10 protein-coding genes are annotated in these 12,338 nt (G+C 72.4%); 6 read left to right on the forward strand and 4 right to left on the reverse strand.

The window, feature by feature from the left end:
• Window positions 1-554 precede the first annotated feature (554 nt).
• Both ACFMQL_RS31140 and thyX read left to right on the forward strand, forming a co-directional pair.
• A complete protein-coding gene (locus ACFMQL_RS31140; RefSeq protein WP_378788335.1) occupies window positions 555-3,185 on the forward strand; it encodes a M4 family metallopeptidase in 2,631 nt (876 codons plus the stop codon).
• 167 nt (window positions 3,186-3,352) lie between these two features.
• The gene (gene thyX, locus ACFMQL_RS31145) at window positions 3,353-4,135 is read left to right on the forward strand and encodes an FAD-dependent thymidylate synthase (RefSeq protein WP_364053002.1); all 783 of its coding nucleotides are present in this window, start codon (window positions 3,353-3,355) and stop codon (window positions 4,133-4,135) included.
• 109 nt (window positions 4,136-4,244) lie between these two features.
• On the opposite strand, the gene ACFMQL_RS31150 is transcribed toward thyX, so the two are convergent.
• On the reverse strand, window positions 4,245-4,553 hold the full coding sequence (locus tag ACFMQL_RS31150; protein WP_364052999.1) for a molybdopterin synthase sulfur carrier subunit: 309 nt from the start codon (window positions 4,551-4,553) through the stop codon (window positions 4,245-4,247).
• A 3-nt stretch (window positions 4,554-4,556) separates the two neighbouring features.
• Window positions 4,557-5,636, reverse strand: a complete 1,080-nt coding sequence (locus ACFMQL_RS31155; protein ID WP_364052996.1) for an exo-alpha-sialidase — start codon at window positions 5,634-5,636, stop codon at window positions 4,557-4,559.
• 141 nt (window positions 5,637-5,777) lie between these two features.
• Between ACFMQL_RS31155 and ACFMQL_RS31160 the strand changes: the two genes are divergently transcribed.
• Window positions 5,778-6,593, forward strand: coding sequence for a helix-turn-helix transcriptional regulator (locus ACFMQL_RS31160; RefSeq protein WP_364052993.1), 816 nt, complete (start codon window positions 5,778-5,780; stop codon window positions 6,591-6,593).
• Here ACFMQL_RS31160 and ACFMQL_RS31165 read toward each other — a convergent pair.
• Window positions 6,580-8,016 (reverse strand): sialidase family protein, encoded by a 1,437-nt coding sequence (locus ACFMQL_RS31165; RefSeq protein WP_364052990.1) that lies wholly within the window; start codon window positions 8,014-8,016, stop codon window positions 6,580-6,582. The two genes, ACFMQL_RS31160 and ACFMQL_RS31165, sit on opposite strands and share 14 nt — an antisense overlap.
• 74 nt (window positions 8,017-8,090) lie before the next feature.
• Complete coding sequence (locus tag ACFMQL_RS31170; protein WP_378788338.1) at window positions 8,091-9,209, reverse strand: globin domain-containing protein; 1,119 nt, start codon at window positions 9,207-9,209, stop codon at window positions 8,091-8,093.
• Between the two features lie 662 nt (window positions 9,210-9,871).
• Here ACFMQL_RS31170 and ACFMQL_RS31175 point away from each other — a divergent pair.
• From ACFMQL_RS31175 to ACFMQL_RS31185, 3 genes are read left to right on the forward strand one after another with little or no spacing between them, the layout of a single operon-like run.
• Window positions 9,872-10,429, forward strand: a complete 558-nt coding sequence (locus ACFMQL_RS31175) for a gamma-glutamyl-gamma-aminobutyrate hydrolase family protein (RefSeq protein WP_378788339.1) — start codon at window positions 9,872-9,874, stop codon at window positions 10,427-10,429.
• A gap of 10 nt (window positions 10,430-10,439) precedes the next feature.
• A complete protein-coding gene (locus tag ACFMQL_RS31180; RefSeq protein WP_378788341.1) occupies window positions 10,440-11,354 on the forward strand; it encodes an alpha/beta hydrolase in 915 nt (304 codons plus the stop codon).
• Window positions 11,351-12,136, forward strand: a complete 786-nt coding sequence (locus ACFMQL_RS31185; RefSeq protein WP_364052979.1) for an enoyl-CoA hydratase/isomerase family protein — start codon at window positions 11,351-11,353, stop codon at window positions 12,134-12,136. The genes ACFMQL_RS31180 and ACFMQL_RS31185 overlap by 4 nt, the downstream gene beginning before the upstream one ends.
• Window positions 12,137-12,338: the final 202 nt, after the last annotated feature.

Genomic DNA, 12,338 nt, shown 5'->3' on the forward strand with positions numbered 1-12,338 from the left:
CAGGCGGGCTCGCGCCTGTGCCACGTCCGGGCGAGCGCCGGTTTGTGCGGCGCGGGTGTGTCAGCAGCCTCACCGGCCTTTCGCTGCGATCCGGATGGCGGCCGCTTGCGATCGTGCGCGCCCGGTCTGATCGCCGCCGACGCGCAGGCCCGATGGGCGCTTCCTGCCTCTGTGGCGTGCGGCCTCAGGCGCGGCGCCCCAGGCCCGTCTCACAGATCGTCTCGTGGCTGCGTCGGGCCGACGTCGCGTCGTGGGCCTGGGTGCGGTGGCTCCTCGCGTCGCTTGCGGACCGCAGGGCGTGAACGCTACCCGCTCCAGCGGTCGTGTGGCCCTCGCGCCAACGGTCGTGTGGCCTTTCGCGCCGGCGTTCACCGACGTGTTGCCGTAAACCCTCCGAAAGGCGCTTTCGACGTGCGGCGCCGGGCCCGCACAACAGGAAATGTCAAAATAAAAATCCAAATTTCCTGATTACGCTCCATCTAATGGCTCTTGTCGATGTGTAAAAAGCGCTGTCATGATCGGGAACGCCAGACAACCTAGCCCTTGGAGGTGTCGTGTCCTGGCGTCCCATCACCCTCATGGCCGCGTTATGCCTGGCACTGGCGGTGCCCGGCACCGCCGCAGCCGATGATCCGCCGCCCGAGGTGGAGCAGCGCGCGGGCACCCGCGCCCCCGCCGAGGTCTACGGCCTGTCCGAGCCCGCGCAGGCGGGCGACCCGGTGGCGGCGGCCAAGGCGCACCTGGCCGATCCCCGCTACCACATCGACCCCGCCGACCTCGTCCCGCTCAGGACCGTCGTGGACGGCAGGGACGAGACGGTCAGGTTCGCCCAGCGCCACCGGGGCGTGCCCGTCTTCGGCGCCCACTACCTCGTGCACTTCCGCAAGGACGGCGACCGGCGCGAGGTCGTCGGCGCGGGCGGCCGCTTCCTCACCGAGCTGACCGTCGACACCACTCCCGCCGTCACACGGGAGTCCGCCGCCGCGATCGCCCGCATCGCCTTGATCCGCGACCGCCGGGCGAAGGAGAGCGCCAAGGCCGAGACCGCCGGGCTCGTCGTGATACCGCACGGCGCCGGACAGCTCGCCTGGCACGTGGTGCTCACCGGGCGCGACCCGGTCGCCGGGCGGCCGCTGCTGCTCGACGCCTACGTGGACGCCCACTCCGGCCGGCCCCTGTTCGCCGTGGACCGCCTGCGCATGGAGGGCCCGGTGACGGGCACCGGCGAGACCGCGCACGGCCGTACCGTCGAGCTGAACGCCTACCAGCGCGCCGACGGCGCCTACGAGCTGCGCGACCGCGCCCGCCCCATGTGGGACGGCTCCGACGGTGAGATCCTCACCTACGACGCAGCGGGCGGCGACATCACCGCCTGGCTCGGCGCCGGCGTCCCGGCGGACGCCGAGCCCGCCCGCTCCGGCACCCTCGCCTTCGGCCCCGAGCACACCGCGAGCGGCGCCGTGGACGCCCACTGGGGCGCGGGGCAGGTCTACGAGTTCTACCGCAGGCTCGGCCGCGACGGGCTCGACGGCCAGGGCGGCACCATGCATTCGGTGGTCAACGTCACGATGGAGGGCGAGCCGTTCGCCAACGCCTTCTGGGACGGCACCAAGATGATCTACGGCGGAGGCGTCGGCGACTACCGCTCGTTCGCCTCCGGGCTCGACGTCGTCGGCCACGAGATGACCCACGGCGTCATCGAGCACAGCGCCGGACTGGTCTACATCGGCCAGTCGGGCGCGATGAACGAGGGCCTGGCCGACTACTTCGGCAACGCCATCCAGGTGGACAGCTTCGGCATCCCGATGAGCGACCCGAACGCGAGCCTGCTCGGCGAGACGCTGTGCACGACGCTCCCGCCGGAGCAGTGCGCCGCCCGCGACCTCGACGACGGCCGCGTGGCGGGCGAGGACTACCTCGGGATGACGGTCGCCCTCGACTACGGCGGCGTGCACTACAACTCCACGATCTTCTCCGGCGCCCTGTGGGACGTCAGGGAGGCTCTCGGCGGCGCGTCCGCCGACCGGCTCGTCTACAAGGCGCTCACCGAGTACATGACGCCGCTGGACGACTTCGTGGACGGCCGCCGCGCGGTCGAGTTGGCGGCCCGCGCGCTCGGCATGTCCGCCCGCGACCGGCTGACCGTGAGCCGCGCGTTCGACCGGCACGGCATCAAGCCCGGCTGGGAGCGCGCCCTGCGCACCGACACGCGCGTGCTGATCGACGGCATCACCGATCCGTACGCGCGGCCCGACGTGGCCGGCGGCCGGTACGTGGTGTCGAACTCCTCGCCCGACGTCGTGGAGCCCTCCCACATCCTCACCGGCCGGGTCGGCGGCGGCAAGCCGGTGCGCCTGTCGGAGAACGACCGGTGGAACTTCATGCCGGCCACCGACGGCAAGCGCGCCGCGTGGATCTCGTTCGACGCCACGCGGCAGAGCTACCGGATCCACACGCGTCCGCTCGACCGCTCGTCGCCGGAGAAGCTCGTCCACGACGGCACCGTCGTCATCGAGTCGGTGGCCATCGACGGCGACACGATCGCCTGGGACGGCGTCGGCCCCGACGGCGAGCACTCGGTCTGGGTCAAGCGCGGCGACGCGCCGCCCGTCGATGTCACCGCCGCGGCCGGGGTGCGCGGTTACGCGCCGTCGCTCAAGGGCGGCAGGCTCGCGTACCACAAGGTCTGGACGGAGGGCGACGCGGCCCACAACGCGCCCGCCGTCCTCGACCTCGAGAGCGGCGCGGAGACCGTCGTGCCGATGCCGCAGGGCTCGGTCAGCGCCGAGCCGACCCTGACGGGACGGCACCTCGTCTGGATCTACGACGAGAACGGCGACGGCCGCGCCGGCATCATGCGGGCCGCCATCGACGGCACCCGCACGGCCGTGGTCGTGCCGGACGGCCCGCAGGCGCCCACGGCGTACTGGTTCGACGCCAACGACGCCTTCGCCACCATCGGCGTGTGGCCCGACGGCACCGAGCTGTCGAACGACATCCTGCTGAAGATCCACCAGGTGCCGCTCAGCGGCGGAACCCTGCAGCGGTTCTCGTGCAACCGGGGCTTGCAGGAGGCCTTCGCCTCCGGCGACGGCAGGACCGTGGTCTGGCTGGACGGCACCGACGGCAACACCGACCTGGTCACCCGCGACCGGCCGGCGGGGCGCTGCCGCGGCGGCGCGTGACGCCCGGTCAGGCGACCGGCAGGCGTCGGCCCGCGCACGCGGGCTGACCTGGACAGGCGCCCGCCGCACCACAGTGAGGGGGGCGGCGGGCGCCGAGTCGCGTACGCTCGCCCGACCTGGTTTGCTTAAGGGCCGTCACACTGCCGAAACCGAGCGGGGGGCTATCCATGCGCACTGTCGAACCAGAGGTCTTCATCGTCGCCAGGCCGGCGCTCGACTACGACGAGCTCGCCCGCTACCTCAGGGAGGTCGGCGGGGAGAGCTGGCTTGAGCGTCTCGACCGCGGCGACCTCGACGCGCAGAACCTCGCCGAGTTCGCCGGCCGGCTCTGCTACCGCTCGTTCGAGCCGGGCCTCAACCCCAACGTGGTGCGGATCAGGGAGAACCAGGACGACTACCTGCGCAACATCCTGGCCAGCGCGCACGGCTCGGTGCTCGAGCACGTGAGCTTCAGCTTCGTGCTGCACAACGTGAGCCGGGTGCTGACCCACGAGCTGGTGCGCCACCGGCCGGGCGTGGCCATCTCGCAGGAGTCGCTGCGCTTCGTCCGCCTCGACGAGCTGCCGTTCTGGTTCCCCGAGTGGGCGCGCGAGGACGAGGAGCTGATGAAGCGGGCCACGGCCGTGCTGGAGCAGCTCGAGCAGTTCCAGCTCTGGATGGCCCAGCACTTCGGGCTCGACGAGGAGGGCGTGCCGTTCTCGGAGAAGAAGCACCGCACGTCGTTCATGCGCCGCTTCGCCCCCGAGGGCGTGGCGACCGGCCTGGTGTGGACCGCGAACGTGCGCACGCTGCGGCACACCATCGAGGCCCGCACCGCGGCCGGCGCGGAAGAGGAGATCCGCCTGCTGTTCCAGCGCATCGGCGAGCTGATGCGCAAGGAGGCGCCCGCGCTCTTCGGCGACTACGTCGTCGAGGACGGCGCCTGGATCCCCGGCTGGCGCAAGGTCTGACCACCCGCCCGGAACAGGCGCGGGCCACAGTGCGGGCGGCCCGCCCGAGCGGGCGCGGGCCACTGTGCGGGGCGGCCCGCGCGCACGGGCGACGGCCAGGAGGCGAGGGTCAGGCGAGGGCCGGCAGCACGTAGACCTCGGCCCCCGGAGGCATGGCGCAGTCGAGCCCGCCCAGCCCCCGGGAGTGAGTACCGCACACGAACATGCTGATGTGACGGCGGATGCGGCCGCACTCGTCGCGCAGCCGCTCCTCCAGCAGGGGGTGGCTGCGCCGCAGCGCCTCCAGGGCCGAGCGCAGGGTGGGCGGCGAGTCGCGGTCGTCGCCCACCGCGAAGACCGCCACCTCGCCGCGCCCGCTCACCCACCGCCGCAGCGAGGCGGGCAGCACGAAGACGACCATGGTCACCGGTCTGGCCATGGCCTAGAGCACCGCGGCGCGCACGGTGAGCACGTCGGGCAGGTAGCGGGCGACCGTGGACCAGGTCTCGCCGTCGTCGCGCGAGGCGTAGACCTCGCCCGATCGGGTGCCGAAGAACACCCCGGCAGGCGAGGCGGTCATCGCGTCGCGCAGCACGGTGGAGTAGACGGGCTCGCCGGGCAGGCCATCGGAGAACGCCTGCCAGGTGGCGCCGCCGTCGTCGGTGCGGTGGACGCGGTAGCGGTGGCCGACCGGCGTGCGGTCCATGTCGGCGTGGAGCGGCAGTACGTAGACCGTGTCGGGCCGCGACGGGTGGACCGCGATGGGGAAGCCGAAGTCGGACGGCAGCGACGAGCCGATGTCGCGCCAGGTGCCGCCGAAGTCGTCGCTGCGGTAGACGCCGAAGTGGTGCTGGAGGTAGAGCCGCTCGGGATGTGAGGGGTGCATCGCCACCTTGTGGACGCACTGCCCGAACTCCGGATATTGCTGCCCCTCCGGCATGAACGGGGCCCGGATGTTCTTGTTGGCCGCCTCCCACGACAGCCCGCCGTCGGCGGTGCGGTAGAAGCCGGCCGCCGAGACGGCCACCGCCATGACCTTGGGGTCGGTGGGGTGGGTGACGATCGTGTGCAGGCACAGCCCGCCGCCGCCCGGCTCCCACCGCTCGCGGTGCGGGTGCTCCCACAGGCCCTCGACCAGCCGGTAGGTGACGCCGCGGTCTTCGGAGCGGAACAGCGCCGCGGGCTCGGCCCCCGCCCACACCACGCCGGGCTCGGACGGTGACGGCGCGAGCTGCCAGACCTTGGCGAGCGTCGCGCCGGTCTCGCCGGGGAAGGCGACGGGGGGCCGGTCGGCCTCGTGCCAGGTGGCGCCGAGGTCGTCGGAGTACATCACCGACGGGCCGAAGTGGCCGTACTCGATGCCCGCCAGCAGCCGGGGCGCGGCGCCGCCGGTGTCGATCGCCACCGAGTGGACGGCGATCGAGGAGAACTGGATCGGCTGGACCTCGAATGGGCCGCCGCCCTTCGACAGGGCCAGGAACAGGCCCTTGCGGGTGCCGACCGCGAGCAGTGCGTCACTCATGACTTCGCTCCCATGTTCGCTTGCCGGCCATCGTGACACGCGCCACCGACAGTTACCGAGGATCGGGAGATTCGGTGCGCGGGCCGCCGCTTACCCGGGGGTAATCGAGGCGCTTCCCTGTGATCGCCTAACGTGGGCGGCATGGAAGCGGTCGCCGTACATGAGGAGTCTTTCGGCCCGCTGCTGCGCTCGTGGCGGCAGCGGCGCCGGGTGAGCCAGCTCGACCTGGCCATCGAGGCGGGGGTGTCGGCCCGCCACGTCAGCTTTCTCGAGACCGGGCGTGCCCGGCCGAGCCGGGAGATGGTGATGCGGCTGGCGGAGGAGCTGGACGTGCCGCTGCGGCACCGCAACCGGCTGCTGGTGGCCGCGGGGTTCGCCCCGATCTATCCGGAACGCGAGGTGCACGCGCCCGAGCTGGAGGCCGTCAGGCAGGCGCTGGACACGATACTCGCGGGGCACGAGCCGTACCCGGCGGTCGTGGTGGACGCGGCGTGGAACCTGGTGGCGGCCAACGCGGCGGCCGGCCTGTTCCTGGAGGGCGTGCCGGAGGAGCTGCTGAAGGAGCCGGTCAACGTGCTGCGGCTGTCGCTGCACCCCGACGCCCTGGGCGGGCGGCTGCTCAACCTCGCCGAGGTACGCGCCCACCTGCTGCGCCAGCTCCGCCGCCAGGCCGAGTCGTCGGGCGACGGGCGGCTGGCCGAGCTGCACGACGAGCTGGCCGCGTACACCTATCCGGACGCCGCCGGCGACGCGAGCGTGGCGCACCTGCCGGGCCCGTCCGACATCCTGGTGCCGATGCGCGTCACGGCGGGAGACCGGGTGCTGTCGCTGTTCACCACCATCGCGACGTTCGGCACACCGCTGGACGTCACGGTGTCCGAGCTGGCCATCGAGACGTTCTGGCCCGCCGACGAGGAGACGGCCGCCGCGCTGCGGGCGCGGATCAGCGAGCGGTGAGCGGCAGCGCGGGCGGCGGCTCGCCGGTGGCGACCGCGGCCTCGATCGAGACCAGCGGCTGCGGGCCGGGCACGATCGGCAGGCCGCCGGTGACGGTGTGCGTGCGCACGTCGGGCGTCCCGTTCGCGGGCGGCCCGGCGACGGCGAAGGCGGGGAAGGCGTTGCCGCCGGGCACGACCGAGGTGGAGATGTAGTCGCCCACGCTCCTGCCCTGGTCGGTGAGCGCCAGCCAGCCGACCGCCATCGGGCCGTGCAGCTCCAGCGGCGACGACCAGCTCGCGCCGCCGTTGGCCGACGAGGTGTGGCCGACGGTGAGGCGGCAGGTGGCGGGCACGCAGGCGGCGTCGGCGTAGCGGTAGTAGGTCACCGCGAGCCGCGCGTGCCCGCCGTCGCTCGTGCGGTCCACGCCGAGCCCGGGGATGACGTGGTCGCCGCCGTCGGCGGTGACCCGCAGCACGTCGCCCCACTTCTCGCCGCTTTCTGACGTGCTGAGCACGATGTCGTTGCCGGCGCAGCCGTGCTGGAAGCGGCAGTCGTGCCAGGCGACGTAGACCGTGCCGGCGGCGTCGGTCTCGGCCGACGGCAGCGGCAGGGCCCGTAACCCGCCCGCCGGCGTGTGCCGCTGCACCCGCGAGACCAGCACGCTCTCGCTCCAGGCGGTCCCGCCGTCGCGGGAGCGGAAGGCGCGGATCTCGCCGTCGTTGCTCAGGTACGGCACCACCACCGTCCCGTTGGGCCGCACCACCGGCTGCCCGCCGAGCCCCGTGGCCTCGGTGGCGGCGACCGACCAGGACAGGCCGCCGTCGGCCGAGCGCGCCACCCTGATCGCGTTTCCCGCCGCGTGGTCGTCGAAGACGGCGTAGCACTGCCCCCGGTACGGGCTGCGCTCTCCGTTGTCGCAGACCACCCAGCTCTTGTCCAGGTCGCCGCCCACGGCGGTGACGACGGGCGGCGACCACGCCACCCCGTCGGTGGAGCGGCTGGTCAGCACCGCCGCCCCGGACACCCCGCCGCTGTCGGAGAGCCCCAGCGAGGTGATCAGCCACACGCCGTGCCCGGCGTCGTAGGCCACCGACGGGTCGGCGGTGCGGGCGTGCACGCCGCCCGCCGCCGTGGTCAGCCCGGGTAACACGCCCCGCGTCCAGGTGGCGCCGCCGTCACCGGAGGTCGCGAACGCGATGCCGGCCGCCCCTCCGTCGGATGAGCGCCCGATCTGGTGCGCCGCCACGATCACGCCGTCCCACTCGTAGGTGTCGGCTCCGCCCTGCGGGCCGGGACGCCCCTCGGAGACGCCGATCTCGGTGAGCGGGACCGCCTCAGACGCCGCTCCGGCGGCCGTGGCGGGGACGGACGTGACCAGCGACGCCGCCGCGAGGACGGCCACGAGCCCGCCGATCACGCGGCGCCGGGCGGGAAGAGGCACGCTCCACCTCCACGAAGGGGATCATCTCCAGATGGCCTCTTCCCCGCCCGATTGTCAACCGTTCGAGTGAGTTGTCAGCGTTCGCCGTGCACCACGTCCCGGTGAATGCGGGCGGGCGGGACGCCGTCGCCCTGGAGGCGGCGCACGGTCTCGTTGACCATGCCGGAGGGGCCGCACACGTACACGTCATGCTCCGACCAGGAGTGGAAGCGCTGGCTCACCTCGGGCAGACGGCCCCGCATGCCCTCGTAGCCGGGCTCGTCCGACACCACGGGCAGCACCCGCAGCCAGGGGAACGACGACTGCATCCTGATCAGGTCCGGCAGGTCGTACAGCTCGGCGGCGGTGCGCGCGCCGAACAGCAGATGGATGTTGGGACGGCGGCCGGAGGCGATGATGTGCTCCACGATCGCCTTCAGCGGCGCCAGCCCGGTGCCGCCCGCCACGCACAGCACGTCGCGCTCGCTGTGCTCGCACGGCGTCATCGTGCCCATGGCCGGGCCCAGCATGAGCGTGTCGCCGATGCGGGTGTGCCGGATCAGCGCGGTCGAGACCCAGCCGCCGGGCACCGACCGTACGTGCAGCTTGATCATGTTGTCCTCGCGCGGCGCGTTGGCGATCGAGAACGTCCGCCAGACGCGCGGCCAGCGCGCGGTCTGCACGGTGACGTACTGCCCCGGCGTGTACGGCAGCGGCTGCGCCGGGCGCAACGTGATGACCGCGATGTCGCGGTGGCGCAGCTCGTGGTCCACGACCTCGGCCAGCCACCACGCGGGCGAGGTGCCCGCGTCCGACTCGGCCGCCTCGATCATGATCTTGGAGGCTTCGGAGAACGCCGCGGACCAGGCCGCCTCGATCTCGTCGTTCCAGACCTCGGCCGCGAAGCGGCGGATCGTGGCCAGCAGGGCGTTGCCCACGGCCGTGTAGTGCTCGGCGACGACGCCGTACTTGCGATGGTCACGGCCGAGCTGCCCGAGATAGGCGGCCATGCCCTCCGGGCTGTCCAGGCTCCACACGATCCTGGTCAGCGCGCTGAACAGCCGGTCCCGCTGCACGTTCATGGCAGGCGGGAACATGCTCCGCAAGTGCGGGTTCTCGGCGAACAAGCGGCCGTAGAAGTAGGCCGTGGCCTTGTCGGCCACGGGTTCGACGAGAGAAAAACTCTCCTTCACCAGGCGCGGATTCAACGACATGAAAACAACCCCACCCCTTGACCGGAATCGCATTCCGGCCCTCGCCGTTCACCTCCCTGACGTTCCGGGTGATGAGCGCGGGACCCCTCCCCGGCATGTCCGTACGCTCGAAATCGAGTGTTACACCGGCGATGACCCCCCACAACCGTTTCGCCCAATACGGTGCTAAGCAGAACTATCAGTAATGGATCCGTGATTCTCCGCGTTCGGCGGCCTGTGAATTGCGGTCGTGAAATACGAAAAGAAGTAATTTTCATATTGAGTGGCGATTTTCCCGTGCGTCGCCGGAGATGTGCCGTTCCCGTCGATCAGGGGAGGGCGCGCGGCGCGGCGATTTCCGCGTGCATCGACGGAGCACCGGCACCCCGGCCGGCCGGGGAGGGCCCCTCACGCGGCGGGCAGGCCGGGGGAGGGGATCTTCAGGAGGGGTGACATATCGGAAAGACTGTGCGCCATGATGGGGAATGCATGGGGCCGCCGCCGCACCTCGGCGGATGGCGGCCGTACGAACTCCACCATGCCCCTGGAGATCGCATGTCCCGACCGCTGATCGGCATCACCGCCTACTGGGAGGCCGCCCGCTGGGGCGACTGGGTACGCGAGGCCGTGCTGTCTCCCCCTCCTACGCCAAGGCGGTCGGCCGGGCCGGCGGCGCGCCCGTCGTGCTGCCGCCCATCGCCCCGAGCTCGGCCGGCGACTACGTGAGCGGCCTGCGCGGCGTCGTCCTGGCCGGCGGCGCGGAGCTGGGCGCCGACACCTACAACGGCGAGCAGGACGCCAGGGCCGACGAGCCCCAGCCGCACCGCGACCGCTTCGAGCTGGCGCTGGCCAAGGCCGCCATCCGGGCCGACCTGCCCGTCCTCGCCATCGGCCGCGGCATGCACGTGCTCAACGTCGCCCAGGGCGGCACGCTCATCCCGTGGCTGCCCGACGTGCTCGACAGCGACCGCCACTCCGAGCCCGACGGGCCCCACGTCATCCAGGTCAGCGTCACCAGCAAACTCGGCAAGGCCGTCGGCGACCGCGTCGAGGTCAGCGCGCCGCACCGCCAGTCCGTACGCAGGCTCGGCACCGGCCTGCTCGCCGTCGCCTGGGCCGAGGACCAGATCGTCGAGGGCATCGAGCTCCAGGGGCACCGCTTCGGCGTCGGCGTCCAGTGGCACCCCGAACGCGGCACGGACAACCGGCTCTTCGATGCGTTCATCGAGGCGGCCCGATAGGCTGCGGATCATGCCGCTGCACCCCCAGGCGCGGGATTACGTCGCCCAGATCCAGGCCGGCTCCGACGAAGGGCTGGCAAGCCTCGACCTGGCCGCCATCCAGGAGATGCGCGCGACCGACCCCATGGCCGTCTATCGGGGGCCGCTGACCAAGCTGCCGTTCGTCCGCGACGAGGTGGCCGAGGGCGTGCCCATCCGCATCTACCGCGCCGACCCCGGCGACGGACCCCTGCCGGTCCTGGTCTACTTCCACGGCGGAGGCTGGGTCTTCGGCAGTGTCAAGCGCAACGACGCGACCGCCCGCGACCTCGCCATCCGCACCGGCGCCGTGGTGGTCTCCGTCGACTACCGCCTGGCGCCGGAGAACCCGTTCCCCGCCGCCGTCGACGACGCGTGGACGGTCGTTCGCGACCTGTTCGCCCGACCGGCCTTCTACCAGAGCAACGGCAGCGTCGCCGTGCTCGGCGACAGCGCCGGAGCCAACCTCGCCGCCGTGGCCGCCTGGCAGGCCCGCGACGCCGGCCTCACCCTGTCGCACCAGGTGCTCGTCTACCCGGTGCTCGACGCCGCCATGGACACCCCCAGCTACACCGAGAACGCCACCGGCTACGGCCTCGACGCCGCCGACATGGCCTGGTTCTACCGCCAGTACGCCGACGGCGTCGACCCCGCCGACCCGCGCCTGTCGCCGCTGCGCCTGCCCGACGTCTCCGGCCTGGCCCCCGCCACCGTCATCACCGCCGAGTACGACGTGCTCAGAGACGAGGGCGAGCGCTACGCCGCCCGCCTCACCGAGGCCGGCGTGCCCACCGAGCTGCGCAGGTACGACGGCGCCGTCCACGGCTTCTTCGTCCTGCCCGGCCTGTTCGACCAGGCCGTCGAGGCGCGCGACTACGTGGCACAGCGGCTGCGGGAGCACCTGTGAAAGACACCTACACCAAGCTGCGGCTGGACACCCCGGCAGACGGCGTGCTGCGCGTCACGATCAGCGAGCCCGCCAGGCTCAACGCCGTCGACGCCACCGCCCACCGCGAGCTGGGCGAGATCTGGCGCGACGCCGACCGCGACGCGTCCGTACGCGCGATCGTGGTCAGGGGAGAGGGCACCGCGTTCTCCGCGGGCGGCGACCTGTCCATGATCGAGGACATGATGCGCGACCACGACACCCGCATGCGGGTGTTCGCCGAGGCCCGCGACATCGTCTACAACGTCCTCAACTGCTCCAAGCCCATCGTCTCCGCCATCCAGGGCCCCGCCGTCGGCGCGGGACTCGCGGTCGCGCTGCTCGCCGACATCTCCGTGGCCGGCCGTACGGCCCGCATCATCGACGGCCACACCCGGCTCGGCGTCGCGGCCGGCGACCACGCCGCCATCATCTGGCCGCTGCTGTGCGGCATGGCCAAGGCGAAATACCACCTGCTGCTGTGCGAGCCGGTCACCGGCGAGCAGGCCGAGCGGATGGGCCTGGTCAGCCTGTGCGTCGACGACGACCAGGTGCACGAGCGGGCGATGGAGATCGCGGTCAGGCTCGCCTCCGGCGCCCAAGACGCGATCAGGCTGACGAAATACGCGCTCAACAACTGGCTGCGCCTTGCGGGGCCGTCCTTCGACGCCTCGCTCGCCATGGAGTTCCTCGGCTTCACCGGCGCCGACGCCGCCGAGGGCGTGCGCGCGCTGCGCGAGAAGCGGCCGCCCTCGTTCGGCTGAGCTCATCGACCCTGGTGGGGTGTGCTTCGCCAACCATCGGGTAGTCGGGGCGCGTGGGCGACGACGGCGCGGCCGGGCATCTGTCCGTCGAGGTCGAGAACGCCGCCCCGGCACGCAGCGCCGAGATCCTTTGGCGGCCCGCGTGACCGTCGGGCGTCCACGCGCAGGGGGAGGAGGTCAACCAGCCGCCGTGGCCACGGCT

Origin of the sequence: Nonomuraea fastidiosa (assembly GCF_042751225.1) — a bacterium.
Classification (GTDB): Bacteria; Actinomycetota; Actinomycetes; order Streptosporangiales; family Streptosporangiaceae; genus Nonomuraea; species Nonomuraea fastidiosa.

Bases quoted from the DNA above. Each gene is read 5' to 3' on its own strand.
- ACFMQL_RS31155 (WP_364052996.1), bottom strand. From the start codon at position 5,636: ATGAGTGACGCACTGCTCGCGGTCGGCACCCGCAAGGGCCTGTTCCTG.
- ACFMQL_RS31160 (WP_364052993.1), top strand. From the start codon at position 5,778: ATGGAAGCGGTCGCCGTACATGAGGAGTCTTTCGGCCCGCTGCTGCGC.
- ACFMQL_RS31150 (WP_364052999.1), bottom strand. From the start codon at position 4,553: ATGGCCAGACCGGTGACCATGGTCGTCTTCGTGCTGCCCGCCTCGCTG.
- ACFMQL_RS31180 (WP_378788341.1), top strand. From the start codon at position 10,440: ATGCCGCTGCACCCCCAGGCGCGGGATTACGTCGCCCAGATCCAGGCC.
- ACFMQL_RS31170 (WP_378788338.1), bottom strand. From the start codon at position 9,209: ATGTCGTTGAATCCGCGCCTGGTGAAGGAGAGTTTTTCTCTCGTCGAA.
- thyX (WP_364053002.1), top strand. From the start codon at position 3,353: ATGCGCACTGTCGAACCAGAGGTCTTCATCGTCGCCAGGCCGGCGCTC.